This is a genomic window from Trinickia sp. (genome assembly GCF_051953955.1).
Lineage (GTDB): Bacteria > Pseudomonadota > Gammaproteobacteria > Burkholderiales > Burkholderiaceae > Trinickia.
The window spans coordinates 1-15,203 of the sequence record NZ_JBQCIF010000127.1 but is presented as its reverse complement, the minus strand read 5'-3'; the positions used below and the strand labels follow the sequence as shown (position 1 = coordinate 15,203).

Genomic DNA, 15,203 nt, shown 5'->3' with positions numbered 1-15,203 from the left:
AGCGGTTCAGCACAAACCCGAACTCGCGCGCGCTGTCCTTGCGTGCTAGCGCAGAAGGGTCCAGCATAGGCGATCCCGGCCCGCGCCGAGGCGTGCGCCTCTCGTCGCATCGAGCGGCGACGCGCCGGGCATTCGCCCAAGCGTTCGAATCAAAAATCACGGCTGTTCACGAGCCGAATAAGAAAGGAGAACCTTATGCTGCACCGCACCCGCCGCCGTATCCTCGTTGCCGCCGCCGCATTGGCGTGCGTGAGCCTCGCACCGCTCACCGCGACCGACGCGCTCGCCCAAGGCACCAAGAAACCCAAGGTAGCACTCGTCATGAAATCGCTGGCGAACGAATTCTTCCTGACGATGGAAACCGGTGCGAAGGACTATCAAAAGCACAACAGCAGCAAGTTCGACCTCATCACGAACGGCATCAAGAACGAGACGGACACGGCGGCGCAGATCAACATCGTCGAGCAGATGATCAACAGCCACGTCGATGCGATCGTGCTCGCACCCGCCGATTCGAAAGCGCTCGTTCCCGTCGTGAAGAAGGCCGTCGACGCCGGCATCATCGTCGTGAATATCGATAACCGGCTCGATCCGGACGTCCTCAAATCGAAGGACTTGAACGTCCCGTTCGTGGGTCCCGACAACGCAAAGGGCGCCGAGAAGGTGGGCGATTACCTCGCCAAGAAGCTGAAGAAGGGGGATGAGGTCGGCATCATCGAAGGCGTGTCGACGACGACGAACGCGCAGCAGCGCACGGCCGGATTCAAGGCCGCCATGCAGAAGGTCGGCGCGAAAATCGACTCCGTTCAATCGGGCGAGTGGGAGATCGACAAGGGCAACGCCATCGCTTCGGCCATGCTCAATCAATACCCGAATATCAAAGCGCTGTTGTGCGGCAACGACAATATGGCGATCGGCGCCGTGTCGGCCGTGCGCGCGGCCGGCAAGCAAGGCAAGGTCTACGTGGTCGGCTACGACGACATCGACGCCATCAAGCCGATGCTGAAGGACGGCCGCGTGCTCGCGACGGCCAACCAATACGCCGCGAAACAGGCCGTGTTCGGTATCGATACGGCGCTCAAGGCGATCCAGGAACACAAAAAGCAATCCGATCTGTCGCAGGTGGTCGAGACGCCCGTCGATCTCGTGACGAAAGCCCAGAAGTAGCGTAACCGTCGATACGTGCGATAGGCGCAGCGCAGCGCAGCGCGGCACGTCGCAGCCGCGCTGCGCCTGGCGTCGCGCGCCATCCGAACGAGCGTGCTCAAGAAAGCATCCGCCGTTGCCGTTATCCTCCGACATGAGCGTCATGGCGGCGTGCCGGCGCGCGACAGCCGCCGATCCGGCCGCCCGACATTCTCTCCCACCCGATCGCGATCGGCATTTCGCCGGCGGGGGCGTCATGATTGCCGCTGGCCGGCTAGGGCTGACGCGGACGGAACCCGATGATCGTCGCCACGGTCGCGCGCGATATCCATGGAGGCCGGCGCGGACGGAATTGAAGCAGTAGGAAGCAGGTGGGCCGGCTCGCCGCGCGGGGAAAACGCGGCGAACCAGCGTGTGAAAGTGGATGGATGGCGTAGTGCGGGGCCGGTAAGGTCCGCAGACAAAAACAAGCGAGAGAGAATCGGTAATGGCGACGATCAAGGATGTGGCGGCCATGGCCGGGGTGTCGTTTACCACCGTATCGCACGTGGTCAACAACACACGCCCGGTCTCGGCCGACGTGCGCGCGAAAGTCGAGCGCGCGATCGCCCAGCTCAACTACGTGCCTTCGGCGGTCGCACGATCGCTGAAGGCACGTTCGACGGCGACGATCGGACTCGTCGTGCCCAACAGCACGAACCCGTATTTTGCCGAGTTGGCGCGCGGAATCGAAGACGGGTGCGCGCGCGAGGGATATTGCATGTTCTTTTGCAACTCGGACGACGACCCGGCGAAACAACGCAGCTATTTGCGAATCTTGCAGGAAAAGCGCATCGATGGCCTCATCATCGCGTCGGCCGGCGACGATGCCGTTCTCGCGAGCAGTTTGGCGGACACGCGCGAACCGCTCGTCATCGTCGACCGCAATATCGAGGGCTTGGCTGCAGATCTGGTCCAGATCGATCACGAGCGCGGCGCCTATTTGGCGACGCGCCACCTGCTCGAACTCGGCCACGTCCGGATCGGGTGCATCACGGGGCCCGTGGCGACGGCAGTAAGCGCCATGCGCGTGCACGGATTCATTCGTGCCATGACCGAGCGCGGCATCGATATCGAGCCGACTGCGATCGTCGAAAGCGATTTCACGGGCGGGGGCGGCCAGGAAGCGGCTGGCCGCTTGTTCGATACGGTGCGGCCCACGGCCATTTTCGCCTGCAACGACATGATGGGCATCGGTGCGCTGCGCGTGGCCGCTGAACGCGGCATCCGCGTGCCGCAGCACTGCTCCATCATCGGCTTCGACGACATCGAGCTCAGCAGCTACACCTACCCGGCGCTGTCGACGGTGGGCCAGTCCGTGCGAGCGCTCGGCGAGGCCGCCGCGCAGATGTTGATCGAGCGCATCAGCGGCGAGATGAGCGGGCCGACGCGGCGCCGCGTGATCACGCCGCGGCTCGTGCTGCGCGAATCTACGGCGGTCTTCGCGGGGCCCGTCGGCGCCGCCTTGTGCGCCTGACCTGAGTACCCTGAGCGATTGAGCGCATGCAGCGCATGCGTGCTCGCGGGCATGAGCAAGTCAATGGATGCGCGCGCAACCGTCTCCCCCATTGACCACCGCCTATCGCGCATTCTCCATTGATAAGACCTATCCTGTCATCGACTTTAATTCATTAGATCAATCGCACCTCGAATGCAGGTGCATGGCTCTTCCGAGAGAGGCCGACGAAGGCACGGCCGGACGAGACGCCATCCCCATCCTTCAAAACAAGAAAGTTGTAACCGATGCGTACACGTGTCGTCGAAACGCCGGCTCGTGCGTATACGGACATAAGCGGAAACAAGAGCAGTGCGTTAAGCGCGACGCGGTGATCGCCCCATCGCACGCGCGCTGTCCGAGCGGGCATCGCACGTGCGATGGGGCGATGGGTCGTGCACGCGTTGCAGTCTCGCCCAGCGAGTTTTCGTGCTTTGCGCTTTGCTGCTTGCGCTTCGTCCTTCGTCATCAGCCACGCGGCGGCTGAGCGCAAACGTGCGCGAGATCGGCATCACTGAACTTCGTGAGCACGGATGCCGTTATCTGAGGAGTACGCACAAGTACGTGCGTATCGTGACCGTGGCGCGAGCGACAGCAGCAAGACCAGCAAGATGAGGGGCATGCACGCGCATGGCCCGCGGTTGAAGCAGGAGGTGAGCAGCGTACGTAGAGGTCGCTCGGACGTGGCATCGAGCAGCGATTGCGCAAGAGGGCAAGCGAGATGCCGAGCATGAGCAGGGTGAAGATTGTAGGCCAGTGTGTCCGCATATCCAAGCTAGGGCACACGCGTACAAGGGAGGCCCACGTAGGTCGTGAAAAATAATTTAAAAGGGTTTAGGATGAAATCGAGCGAGGTCGTTCCGGTATAGGCTTCCGAAAGCGACATCGTCCGCAGACTTCGGCGAGGAGGTAGCATGGATATTTACAGCAGCTTCGCGAACCGCTTCGAGAAAACCCGAGAGGAGGAGTTCTCGCTCGAAGAGTATCTCGCGCTCTGCAAAAACGACTCCGCCGCGTACGCGACGGCCAGCGAACGCATGTTGACGGCCATCGGGGAGCCAGAGCAGGTCGACACGCGCCATGACCCCCGCTTGTCGCGGATCTTCGCGAACAAGGTCATCAAGGTTTACCCAGCATTCCGAGAGTTCTACGGGATGGAGGACGTGATCGAGCAGGTCGTCGCGTACTTCCGTCACGCCGCGCAAGGGCTCGAAGAGAAAAAGCAAATTCTCTATTTGCTCGGTCCTGTCGGCGGCGGCAAGTCGTCGATCGCCGAACGGCTCAAGCAATTGATGGAACGCGTGCCGTTCTATTCGATCAAGGGCTCGCCGGTCAACGAATCGCCGCTCGGCCTCTTCGATTACGACGAAGACGGTCCGATTCTCGAAGAGCAGTACGGCATTCCCCGCCGCTACCTCAAGAGCATCTTGAGTCCGTGGGCGGTCAAGCGCTTGCACGAATACAACGGCGACATCCGAAAGTTTCGCGTGGTGCGCCGCTACCCGTCGATCCTCAGGCAGATCGGGATTGCCAAAACCGAGCCGGGCGACGAGAACAACCAGGACATCTCCTCGCTCGTCGGCAAGGTCGACATTCGCAAGCTCGAGCAGTATGCGCAGGACGACGCGGACGCCTACAGCTATTCGGGCGGCTTGTGCCTCGCGAATCAGGGCTTGCTCGAGTTCGTCGAGATGTTCAAGGCCCCGATCAAGGTGCTTCACCCGCTGCTCACCGCCACGCAGGAAGGCAACTTCAAGGGCACGGAAGGGTTCGGCGCGATTCCGTTCGACGGCATCATCCTCGCTCACTCGAACGAGTCGGAATGGAAGGCCTTCCGCAACAACCGCAACAACGAAGCGCTGCTCGACCGCATTTTCGTCGTCAAGGTGCCGTACTGCCTGCGCGTGTCCGAGGAAATCAAGATCTACGACAAGCTCATTCGCAACTCGTCGCTCGCACAGGCCGTGTGCGCGCCCGGCACGTTGAAGATGATGGCGCAGTTCTCCGTGCTCACGCGCCTACAGGAGCCCGAGAACTCGAATCTATTCTCGAAGATGCAGGTGTACGACGGTGAGAACCTGAAGGACACCGATCCGAAAGCGAAGTCGTATCAGGAGTATCGCGACTACGCAGGCGTCGACGAGGGCATGACCGGGGTGTCGACACGGTTCGCGTTCAAGATCTTGTCGCGCGTGTTCAACTTCGATACGAGCGAAGTCGCGGCCAACCCCGTGCACCTCATGTACGTGCTCGAGCAGCAGATCGAACGCGAGCAGTTCCCGCCGGAAACGGAGCAGAAATACCTCTCGTTCGTGAAAGACCTGCTCGCGTCGCGGTACGCCGAGTTCATCGGCAAGGAGATCCAAACCGCGTACCTCGAATCGTATTCGGAGTACGGCCAGAATATTTTCGATCGCTATGTCACGTATGCCGATTTCTGGATCCAGGACCAGGAGTTCCGCGATCACGATACGGGCGAAAGCTTCGATCGCGCTGCGCTGAACGCAGAGCTGGAAAAGATCGAGAAGCCGGCGGGCATCAGCAACCCGAAGGATTTCCGCAACGAAATCGTGAACTTCGTGCTGCGCGCCCGAGCCGCGAACGGCGGCAAGAACCCGGCGTGGATCAGCTACGAAAAGCTGCGCGTCGTCATCGAAAAGAAGATGTTCTCGAACACGGAGGAATTGCTGCCCGTCATCTCGTTCAACGCCAAGGGTTCGGCTGAGGAGCAGCGCAAGCACGAAGACTTCGTCAATCGCATGGTCGCCAAGGGGTATACGCCGAAGCAGGTGCGCTTGCTTTGCGACTGGTATCTGCGCGTGCGCAAGTCATCATGAAGTTCGGCAGTGGGATAAGTCGTCGCGCATGACGCGCTCGCGGGTTCGCCCGCGAGCGCAGAAGCAGCGCGGCAGGCGCACGCGGGACGCGCTGCGCGGGCATGGCGCCTGCGGCGCTCGATCGTCGTGTCGCTTTCGGCAATCAAGAGCGGGAGACTGGATGTGCTTCATCAAATCATCGACCGCAGGCTGGCTGGTAAGAACAAGAGCATTGCGAATCGCGAGCGATTTTTGCGCCGCGTAAAGAACTACATTCGGCGTGCCGTTTCCGAAGCGGTGCGTGACCGCAGCATCAAGGACATCCAAAATACGCACAGCATCACGATTCCGCGCAAGGATATCGCCGAGCCGCAGTTTCATCACGGCCCCGGCGGGCGCCGCGAACTCGTGCATCCGGGCAACGAGGATTACGTGCGCGGCGACAAGATCCCGCGCCCGAACGGCGGCAGCGGCGGGGGAGGGAGCCAGGCCAGCAACGAAGGCGAGGGGCAGGACGATTTCGTCTTCGAGTTGAGCCGCGAAGAATTCATGCAGTACTTCTTCGACGACCTCGAACTGCCGCGTCTCGTGAAGACCCATCTGCTGGCCGTGCCGACATGGAAAAACATCCGTGCGGGCTGGGCCGCGGAAGGAACGCCGAACAACATCGACGTCGTGCGGTCCCTGCGCAGCGCGCTGGGCCGGCGCATCGCACTCGGCGCGCCGCTCGTCAATCAATTGCGCGAACTCGAGCGGCAGTACGAACTGCTCGCGAACGAACCCGGCGACCACGGCGAAGAGCTGAAGCAGCTGGAAGAAGAATTGCACCATTTGCGCGGGCGCATTTGGCGGATTCCGTTCATCGACCCGTTCGACTTGCGCTACGTCAACCGCGTAAAACAGCCGCAGCCGTCGAGCCAAGCCGTGATGTTTTGTCTGATGGACGTTTCGGGCTCGATGGATGAGCAGCGCAAGGATTTGGCCAAGCGCTTCTTCATCCTGCTCTATTTATTCCTGAAACGTAACTACGAAAAGATCGAAGTCGTCTTCATCCGTCACCACACGCGCGCGGAGGAAGTAGACGAAGACACCTTCTTTCATTCGACGGAAAGCGGCGGCACGGTCGTCTCGAGTGCGCTGGAACTCATGCGAAAGATCCAGAACGAGCGCTATTCGCCCACTGAATGGAACATTTACGGAGCCCAGGCGTCGGACGGGGACAACTGGACGGACGACTCGCCGAAGTGCCGGCGCATTCTCCAGGACGACATCCTGACAAAGGTACGATACTTCGCCTATATTCAAGTCGCGCCCGAAGAGCAAAATTTGTGGCTGGAGTATGCCCAGCTCGCCATGACGCAGCCTCATCTGGCGATGAAGAAGGTCGACGCCGCGGCCGATATCTACCCCGTTTTCCGCGAGCTGTTCGAGAAGCAAGTGGCGGCCTCATGACCACTAAACATTTGCATAACGAATCGCGCGGCTACGAGCCGGAGCGTCAACGGAAGGCGACGCACCAGGCGGGTTCGCGCCATAAGCAGCATGCGAAGCCCGAGCAAGCCGACACCGAAACGCGAGGCCGTACCGAAGACGCTGCCCCCGTAGCGGCGCAAAGGGAAATCCGTATGAACATCGCCGACCGCAGACCGTTGCCGTGGCCGTCCGATTGGACCTTCGAGCTGATCGAAGAGTACGACACGCATATCGCCCAAGTCGCCGAGCAATACGAGCTCGACGTCTACCCGATCCAGCTCGAGCTCATCAGCGCCGAGCAGATGATGGATGCCTATGCATCGGTCGGCATGCCCGTGAACTATCGCCATTGGTCCTTCGGCAAGCACTTTCTTTCGACGGAAAAGAGCTACCGCCGCGGCCAAATGGGGCTCGCCTACGAAATCGTCATCAACTCGAACCCCTGCATCGCGTATCTGATGGAAGAGAACACGATGACGATGCAGGCGCTCGTGATCGCGCATGCCGCGTATGGGCACAACTCGTTCTTCAAGGGCAACTACCTGTTCCGCCTCTGGACCGACGCCCACGCGATCATCGACTACCTCGTCTACGGCAAGAATTACATCGCCGAATGCGAAGAGCGCTACGGCATGGATAGAGTGGAAGAGCTGCTCGATTCCTGCCACGCGCTGATGAACTACGGAGTCGATCGCTACAAGCGGCCGCAAAAGCTTTCGCTAGCGAAGGAATCGGCCCTGCGCCGGGAGCGCGAAGCCTACCTGCAATCTCAAGTGAACGAATTGTGGCGCACGCTGCCGTCGCACCAGACACCGCTTGCCGAAGAGGAAGAAGAGCGCTACCCGCCGGAGCCGCAGGAGAACTTGCTGTACTTCGCGGAAAAGAACGCGCCGCTGCTCGAGCCATGGGAGCGGGAAGTCATCCGCATCGTGCGCAAGATCGGACAGTACTTCTATCCGCAGCGCCAAACCCAGGTCATGAACGAGGGCTGGGCCACGTTCTGGCACTACACGCTGCTCAATACGCTATATAACCAAGGCTTGCTCGAAGACGGCTTCATGATGGAGTTCTTGCATTCGCACAGCAACGTCATCTATCAGCCGCCCGTTACGAAGCCGTATTACAGCGGCATGAATCCTTACGCGCTCGGCTTTTCGATGATGAGCGACATCCGCCGCATTTGCGAAGCACCCACCGAGGAAGATCGTCGCTGGTTCCCCGATATTGCTGGCTCGCCCTGGCTGCAAACGCTGCACTATGCGATGCGCAACTTCAAGGACGAGAGCTTCATCGCACAGTATCTTTCGCCGCAGTTGATCCGCGACATGCGCTTGTTCTCGGTGCTCGACGACGATACGCGCGATGCGCTGGAAGTATCGGCCATTCACGACGACAGCGGATATCAGCACGTGCGGCAATCGTTGTCGCGCCAATACGACATGCACCATCGCGAGCCGAATATCCAAGTGTGGTCGGTCAATACGCGCGGCGATCGCAGCCTCACGCTGCGGCACTTCATGAGCGACAACCGGCACTTGGCTGCCGACAGCGAAGAAGTGCTGAAGCACATGGTGCGGCTCTGGCAGTTCGACGTCTACCTCGAAAGCGTCGACGAAAACGGGACCGTCAGGAAGCGCTACGAGTGCCGGTATACCGCACCGGAGCTCCGGCTCTGACGCGGTTGCCCCGTGAAGCGCGGCGTTTGACCGCACTTCACGTTTCCCGTCGCTTCCCGCCGCTCCACGCGCGTTGCAGCAGCGCGCGCACGTCGTCGTCAGTCGTTTCCCCGAAATCGTCATAGTGTTGGCCGACGCTGAAGAAGGGAATCGGCTGCTCCACGCAGACGAAAGCATCGACGATATCGGCGAAATCCACCTCCGCTCCGTGCGGGGCAACAGGAAGGGCGGCGACGATTCGGGCCGCGCCGCGCGCACGCACGGCGGAAACGGCAGAGCGCATCGTGGAGCCGGTTGCGACGCCATCATCGACGAGCAACACGGTACGGCCCTCAACCTTTGCCGGCGGGCGCTCGCCTCGATACGCCCGTTCGCGCCTAGCGAGTTCCAAGCGTTCTTGCGCGAGCACTTGCTCGAAGCGCGGGAGCGAAACGCGAGCGGCCCTGATCGTGCCGTGATCGACGTACAGGGCGCCGCCCGAGGCAACGGCGCCCATGGCCAATTCTTCCTGGCCGGGTACCCCGATCTTGCGCACCGGCAATATGTCGAGTTCGGCCCCCAATATCGACGCAACTTCGAACGCCACGGGCACGCCGCCGCGCGGCAGCGCGAGAACGATCGTGGTCGCGCTCGCTTCGCTGCGCAAGCGCTCGGCGAGCAGACGGCCCGCCTCTTCGCGGTCTTTGAAGAGGGCGTACATGAGAACCCCATACGAACACGCGCAACACGGCGGCCATCGAAGGGCCGACGCAGCGGCGGCCATCGAATGCCGCGAACGCTTTCATTGTAGGTTGCGCATCAGAACGTCCATGGTCAAAGCGCATCATGAAAGATGATGCCAACGGTATGGCGTCGGCCCGACCGCACGCGGCTTACGCCGTGGCGAAGGTTGACGCGATAAGGGCCTCGGGTGCCCTCCACGGGACGATGACTGACCGCGAAAACGACGGCATCGCCTTGCTCGAGCGACACGACTTCCGCACGCGATTGCATGCGTGGCCGCTGCTCGGTCAGGACGAATTCGCCGCCCGTGAAATCGCGGCCCGGCTGTGAGAGCAAGATCGCCGTCTGAATCGGGAAGACATGCTCGCCGTAGAGATCCTGGTGCAGGCAGTTGTAGTCATCTTGCCCGTATTGAAGGATCAGCGGCGTAGGGCGCTCCTGGCCAGCGGCATGGCAGCGTTCGATGAAAGCCGCATGCGTCTTCGGATAGCGGACGTCGATCCCCATCGCCGCATTCCAACGATTCGCGATCGGGACGAGATGCGGATACAAAGCCGCGCGCAGCGAGGCGACGAGTTGGGGAAGAGGATAGGCGAAGTACTTGTACTCGCCTCGGCCGAAGCCGTGTCGACTCATGACGACACGGCTGCGATAGAGCGATTCCGAATCGTAGCGTGCCGCAAGCGTGGCGCATTGCGCCGTCGATAGAAGCGCGGGAACGACGGCATATCCATGCGCATCGAGCGCCGCCTCGACGGTTGACCAATCCATCGCGCGCACTGTGTCGAGAGGGGTCCCGACGGGATCGAGGGCGGTTTGATCATCGACGGTGTCGGCGGCCGGAAGGCGTTGGGGATGGACTGGCATGGCTCGAATAAACGGTTCGCGTTGTCGTCGTGGTTGTACCGATGATGCGCCGGTTCGCGGCGACGCGAGCGCCGGATCTTGCTGTTTCATTCGCCGCATCTCAGCCCCGGTATCTGAGCGAGGGAATCACGATCTCCGTGATCTGTCTCGACTTCCCAGATACTGAGGATCGGCGGATTTTATGGTTTGGACAATAGCAGCCAATGCGCGTGCGGCGAGGATATCGTCGATAACAACATTACAATTCTTTCTTATGCGAAATGGGCAATGTCAGAAATTCCCCAGCTCGACATGTTGGTATTTCGAACCATGACTCGGCCTCAATGACGAGGCACGGCTTGGCCCCTTATATTCCAATGACGGCAAATACGATGATGCAACGTGCTCACGACCTCGGACCTTTCGATGCAGTTCTCGATGCTCATGCCACTGCGGCTTGGGCCGAACACCTGCTATCCCTTCCACTGGATGCGAGTGTCGACCGATTGATTCGTGCTCCGATGCTTCAAGAGCGGATCGAGGGATGTGAGGGATTTGCGGCACGTTACCTCTCGAAAGCGGTCGGCGTTGCGACGCGAGCCTTCGCCGAAAACGACGACAGTGCAAAGGCGGAAGCGCATGGGGCGCTGTTTGCTCTTTATGAATTGCAGCTTTGCCGGCCGGATGCCGAGGGCGCGAGCAACCAGCACGATCCGCTGCTTTACCGTATTCGCAATGGCCTGGAATGGACCTGGCTGGCGGCCGAGCACCGTATGCTCGCCGCTCCCGAGACGGGAAGCGCGGCGCAAACGGTGGAGACGATCGAGCAGTTGTGCAAAGCGCATCGCGCGGGCTCGCATCGGCTTTTCGATTTCCTCGCCGTGGAAGCCGATCGCATCGCCATGCAACGTTTCTTTGCCAGCGACAGTGCGCTCAACATTCGTTTCTTCGATCTGCTTGCGCTGGCCATGGTCGGCTCCGAGGAGTTCACGCGCCCCGAGATCGTGCAAAACCTTTGGGACGAATCGGGCCGCGGCAATCGGAAAGAAGCGCATGTCCGTACATTCCGAGATCTGCTCGATGTATGCGGGCTCACACAGGCACGCGCCGATCATGTCGGGGCGCTTTCATGGCAAGGACGGGCAGGGCACAATTTATTCATGATGACGGCGTTGAGCCGCGCGCACTATTGGAAGCTGCTCGGCGTCATGGCGGTGACGGAATTGATCGACCCGGCGTCTTACGAGAAGGTGGTTCACGGCTGCCGCCGGCTCGGGTTGGCACGCGAGGCGTATCGCTATTACTCGGAACACGTCGAGATCGACGTCGTGCATGGCGACGGCTGGCTCAACAACGTCATCGTGCCGTTGATCGAGCGCACGCCGGCTGCGGCGGCCGACGTGGTGTTCGGCGCGCAATTGCGGCTCGCCTCGTGCGCGCAGTACTACGACTATCTGCTCAGTTTGCTGGAACGGGAGTCGGAATCGGTGGCACCGGCGTGACATGCGCACGGGCGAGGATCATCTCGCGGGCAACCGGCCACGCCTCGGTTGCCGCTTTCGTACGACCTGTGATTTGAGCCGATAGCGTGGCGCCGTCGAGCAGCATGACGAGGACTGGCGCCAACGCCGAAGCTTCATCCCGGCTCATCATCTCGCTCAGTATTGCCTCGATGCGCCGAGTCAGCGCCACTTTTTGCTCGGCGGCCGCGGTGTGAACAGGGTAGCCCTTCGAAGGAAACTCCGATGCGGCATGCGCGAACATGCAGCCGCTGAAATCGTCGGCATCGAACCATTCCTGATGCCACTCGAACACCTTTTGTAGGCGGGCGAGGGGCGAGCCGGCTTGCGCGAGCGCCTCTTCGAGCGAAGCCGCGCAGGCGCGCGCACGCTCCTGAAGCACTTCGACGATCAGATCCGTCTTCAGAGCAAAGTGACGGTACATCGTCGTTTTCGTGACGCCTGCCTCGGCGATGATCCAATCGACGCCTACGCTGTGATATCCGTAGCGGCCGAATAGGCGCGTTGCCGTGCTGACGATTTTATTACGTTTTTCTGACATGCAAGGATGCACAACGAATGACGAGCACGCTTCATTATGTCCGCGTTAATCATCCCGTCAATACTTAGTCGCCGTGCCGGCACGTGGCGCGCGGACGCAGCGGTTCATCGGGTGCGCTGCGTCGAGTGAGGTTGTGTCGGTGGCTGTCGCACTTGGGCTGGACAAGCTCTGGTTGAGATCGGCGGGCTTGTGCAGGGTACCGATGCAGGGTACCGATTCGGTAACGGCCAATAGCGTGGGCTGGCTGCCTCGTTTTTGGACGGGGCACGGTGCATCGAAGGGCGCACCGACGTTTTGCTCGTGCTGCAAGTGCAAAAGATTTGATGCTGGTTCTGATTCCGTTATGCGTAACGGGAAATTTCGCATGTCCTGGCTCTGCTAAAATTCGTGCGCGCCGCTTGACGGCATATAATAATTTACTGAGAGGGCTATTGCATGGACTGTGTTTCGTTTTCGAAAGCGTTTCAAGTGCAATGCGTGCTTTACAGGCCGGAGCCGCGAAATGAATTGGATTGTTGACAAAATCGCGTTACTCGCAACAGGTATCGTGTGCGCCGCCGGCGCATGGGCCATTCTCCATTATTCCGGTCAGTGGTTTTTTCCGGTCGCTACGGTGATAGGCGTCCTGTTGCTGTATCGCGATAATCGGCGGCTTAGGACCCTTTTCAAAGAGCACGGTATCGATTCCAAGAGGAGGTTGTCGGGCGACTAGCTGTTGGATGTGTTCTTGATCAGCCCGTCGAAGATATAGACGGCCTCGTGCACGCCGCACGGGATGAAGTGGCCGAACAGCGCGATGTACCAAGGACGGCGAGCAATGGCTCGTGAGGCTTTACCTGCCGTTCCAGCGGTCGTTCGGCGAAATACCGGAGCACGAATTCATGGCCCTGCCGATCGCAACGCCCGCCGACGTGCGGGCGCGCGCAGACCGCCGATCCGCGGCGTGACGTCGACCTCCCGTTGGGAGGCTCGCGACGGCACTTGTGTAGCGTGACGCTACAGCCTACAATAGGCCATGATCAAATCGTTCATCCACAAAGGCCTGCGCGACTTCTTCGAGAAAGGCAGCAAAGCGGGCATCCAACCGCACCACGCCGCGCGACTCGCCCGCCAGCTACGCCAACTCCACGATGCGGCCGGCCCCGACGACATGAACGTGCCGGGCTGGAAGCTGCACCCGCTGCACGGCGACCTGGAGGGACATTTTTCGGCGTGGGTCAGCGGCAACTGGCGGATGACGTTTCGCTTCGAAGGTGCCGACGCCGTGTTGGTCGATTACCAGGATTATCACTAGGAGCTGTACATGAGTCGTATGTTCAATCCGCCGCATCCCGGCGCCACGCTGCGCGAGGATGTCCTGCCCGCGCTCGGCCTGACGGTCACGCAAGCCGCGCAACAGCTTGGGGTCACGCGTTCCGCGCTCTCGCGCGTGCTCAACGAGCACGCCGCGATCTCGCCCGAGATGGCGCTGCGCATCGAGGCGTGGCTCGGCGTCGAGCGCGGCGGCCGCGCCGACGTCTGGCTGGCCGGGCAGGCCTCCTATGACCTCTGGCAGGCACGTCAGCAAAGCGGCAAGTTGGACGTCAAGCACGCCCCGGCGGAACGCAGTCATTGACGTGCAAGCAATGCGATGCCTGCTCGCGTCCAACCAAGGAAAGGGATCGGGGGAATCGAATGCATATCAACTGGATCGATGTGGCCGGCTTGCTGGTCGTCCTTTGGGTGGTGTACGACCGCATCAAAAAGCTGGAGGCCGCAAATCGCCGGCTTGAAATTCAATGCAATACGAATGAGATGAACCTCAAGAAGCTGTACTTTTTCCGTGATCTCGAAGTGTATGAACAGAACAGCGCCTTGTCGGATGAAGAACGACAAGGATTCAAGGACGAGCTGAATACAGAACTCCATGCCACGTCGCCGCAGGCAGTCTAATCCGTCTTTAATCACACTGCCGACGTCTCGTTCGCTTCTTCGGCGAGGTGGCGACAAGGCGTTAATCGGCATCGCAGGAACCGGCTTCCTTGTCTGGTTCGCGTCGCATGCCGACGAGAGCACGCTGGCTATCCTCGTGGTCATCGGCCTTTTCATTGCGGCAGGCATTGCGGGAGTATGGTGGTTCGAACGCGAGGCAAAAGCCCGCGCGAAGCGTGAGTTGATCGCCCGGCAACATGGGCTTGCGTCGATCGCCCAACTGTCGTGGCCGGAATTCGAAGAGCTGGTTGGGGAACTGTATCGACAGCGCGGCTTCAACGTGACTCCGCGAGCCCGAGGCGGCGCCGACGGTGGAATCGACATCGTGCTCGAGCTCGATGGTGCCCTGACGCTGGTTCAGTGCAAACATTGGAAGAGCACGACGGTGGGGGCGCCGATCGTACGCGAGATGATGGGCATCATCTTCGATCAGCGGGCGGTCGCGGGAAAGATCGTTTGTAGCGGGAAATTTACGCGTCAGGCCGTGGAGTTCGCGAAGGGTAAGCCGATCGAGTTGGTTAACGGCGAAGCGCTCTGGTCGTTGGTCGAGGAAACCAAACGTGCCATGAGTGCCCCCTGGAACCCGCAAGCGTGAAAGGAAAGACCCCGAGCTCATCAGCGGAAGTTGCAGCCGCTCGATCCGACAATGGATTTCTATTTGAAATCAGCGGCTTGAGGCCATTTTGGCGAAAATTTAGCGAATCCCGGCCGATCCTCAAGAAATGCCAAGAGGAAATGCTGCCTTGGCTGCTCGCATCGCTCAGCGCAGCATGCGATCACGATTTGACATAACATGAATTATCACCGGTAAATCGTTGTAGCGGCTAAGTTGTAATGTCCGTTTTTAGCTAAGTTCAAATGTCCTCTTTTGCGTGGCGTACGCTGGCCGGCAGCCGATCTCGGCGCCGGAGGTTGCGATGGCTGCGACAGAACGGATCACGATGACGATGCGCGAGT

Annotated in this window: 14 protein-coding genes and 1 pseudogene; 11 read left to right on the top strand and 4 right to left on the bottom strand. The window is 60.5% G+C overall.

Going from position 1 to position 15,203, the window contains the following annotated elements; genetic code table 11:
- The first annotated feature begins 195 nt into the window (after positions 1–195).
- The 5 genes from ACTHNZ_RS23945 (at position 196) to ACTHNZ_RS23925 (ending at position 8,645) form a co-directional block, all read left to right on the top strand.
- Positions 196–1,167: a sugar ABC transporter substrate-binding protein gene (locus ACTHNZ_RS23945; protein ID WP_440545078.1), complete on the top strand. Its 972-nt coding sequence runs from the start codon at positions 196–198 to the stop codon at positions 1,165–1,167.
- A gap of 466 nt (positions 1,168–1,633) precedes the next feature.
- The gene (locus tag ACTHNZ_RS23940; RefSeq protein ID WP_440545077.1) at positions 1,634–2,662 is read left to right on the top strand and encodes a LacI family DNA-binding transcriptional regulator; all 1,029 of its coding nucleotides are present in this window, start codon (positions 1,634–1,636) and stop codon (positions 2,660–2,662) included.
- Between the two features lie 932 nt (positions 2,663–3,594).
- Positions 3,595–5,517, top strand: coding sequence for a PrkA family serine protein kinase (locus tag ACTHNZ_RS23935; RefSeq protein ID WP_440545076.1), 1,923 nt, complete (start codon positions 3,595–3,597; stop codon positions 5,515–5,517).
- A gap of 162 nt (positions 5,518–5,679) precedes the next feature.
- Positions 5,680–6,948 (top strand): YeaH/YhbH family protein, encoded by a 1,269-nt coding sequence (locus ACTHNZ_RS23930; protein WP_440545075.1) that lies wholly within the window; start codon positions 5,680–5,682, stop codon positions 6,946–6,948.
- Complete coding sequence (locus tag ACTHNZ_RS23925; protein WP_440545074.1) at positions 6,945–8,645, top strand: SpoVR family protein; 1,701 nt, start codon at positions 6,945–6,947, stop codon at positions 8,643–8,645. The genes ACTHNZ_RS23930 and ACTHNZ_RS23925 overlap by 4 nt, the downstream gene beginning before the upstream one ends.
- A 37-nt stretch (positions 8,646–8,682) precedes the next feature.
- Here the strand turns inward: ACTHNZ_RS23925 and ACTHNZ_RS23920 are convergent, their stop codons facing one another.
- Together ACTHNZ_RS23920 and ACTHNZ_RS23915 are read right to left on the bottom strand one after the other, a co-directional pair.
- Entirely contained in the window at positions 8,683–9,345 is a 663-nt protein-coding gene (locus tag ACTHNZ_RS23920) for a phosphoribosyltransferase (protein ID WP_440545073.1), read from the bottom strand.
- A gap of 113 nt (positions 9,346–9,458) precedes the next feature.
- Positions 9,459–10,139: a 2OG-Fe(II) oxygenase gene (locus tag ACTHNZ_RS23915; protein WP_440545072.1), complete on the bottom strand. Its 681-nt coding sequence runs from the start codon at positions 10,137–10,139 to the stop codon at positions 9,459–9,461.
- 596 nt (positions 10,140–10,735) lie between these two features.
- On the opposite strand from ACTHNZ_RS23915, the gene ACTHNZ_RS23910 reads away from it, so the two are divergent.
- The gene (locus tag ACTHNZ_RS23910; RefSeq protein ID WP_440545071.1) at positions 10,736–11,716 is read left to right on the top strand and encodes an iron-containing redox enzyme family protein; all 981 of its coding nucleotides are present in this window, start codon (positions 10,736–10,738) and stop codon (positions 11,714–11,716) included.
- Here the strand turns inward: ACTHNZ_RS23910 and ACTHNZ_RS23905 are convergent.
- Positions 11,673–12,275, bottom strand: a complete 603-nt coding sequence (locus ACTHNZ_RS23905) for a TetR/AcrR family transcriptional regulator (RefSeq protein WP_440545070.1) — start codon at positions 12,273–12,275, stop codon at positions 11,673–11,675. The two genes, ACTHNZ_RS23910 and ACTHNZ_RS23905, sit on opposite strands and share 44 nt — an antisense overlap.
- Positions 12,276–12,777: 502 nt before the next feature.
- Between ACTHNZ_RS23905 and ACTHNZ_RS23900 the strand changes: the two genes are divergently transcribed.
- Positions 12,778–12,987 carry a hypothetical protein gene (locus ACTHNZ_RS23900; RefSeq protein ID WP_440545069.1) on the top strand — a complete coding sequence of 70 codons (210 nt, stop codon included), beginning with the start codon at positions 12,778–12,780 and terminating at the stop codon, positions 12,985–12,987.
- Between the two features lie 2 nt (positions 12,988–12,989).
- Here the strand turns inward: ACTHNZ_RS23900 and ACTHNZ_RS23895 are convergent.
- Positions 12,990–13,076 (bottom strand): annotated as a pseudogene (locus ACTHNZ_RS23895) (Tn3 family transposase); the annotation flags it as partial.
- Between the two features lie 214 nt (positions 13,077–13,290).
- Here ACTHNZ_RS23895 and ACTHNZ_RS23890 point away from each other — a divergent pair.
- The 4 genes from ACTHNZ_RS23890 to ACTHNZ_RS23875 are packed head-to-tail and all read left to right on the top strand — an operon-like array spanning position 13,291 to position 14,841.
- Entirely contained in the window at positions 13,291–13,569 is a 279-nt protein-coding gene (locus ACTHNZ_RS23890; RefSeq protein ID WP_440545068.1) for a type II toxin-antitoxin system RelE/ParE family toxin, read from the top strand.
- Positions 13,570–13,578: 9 nt separating this feature from the next.
- Complete coding sequence (locus ACTHNZ_RS23885; protein WP_440545067.1) at positions 13,579–13,890, top strand: HigA family addiction module antitoxin; 312 nt, start codon at positions 13,579–13,581, stop codon at positions 13,888–13,890.
- 59 nt (positions 13,891–13,949) lie between these two features.
- The gene (locus ACTHNZ_RS23880) at positions 13,950–14,207 is read left to right on the top strand and encodes a hypothetical protein (RefSeq protein WP_440545066.1); all 258 of its coding nucleotides are present in this window, start codon (positions 13,950–13,952) and stop codon (positions 14,205–14,207) included.
- On the top strand, positions 14,182–14,841 hold the full coding sequence (locus ACTHNZ_RS23875) for a restriction endonuclease (RefSeq protein ID WP_440545065.1): 660 nt from the start codon (positions 14,182–14,184) through the stop codon (positions 14,839–14,841). The genes ACTHNZ_RS23880 and ACTHNZ_RS23875 overlap by 26 nt, the downstream gene beginning before the upstream one ends.
- Positions 14,842–15,203: the final 362 nt, after the last annotated feature.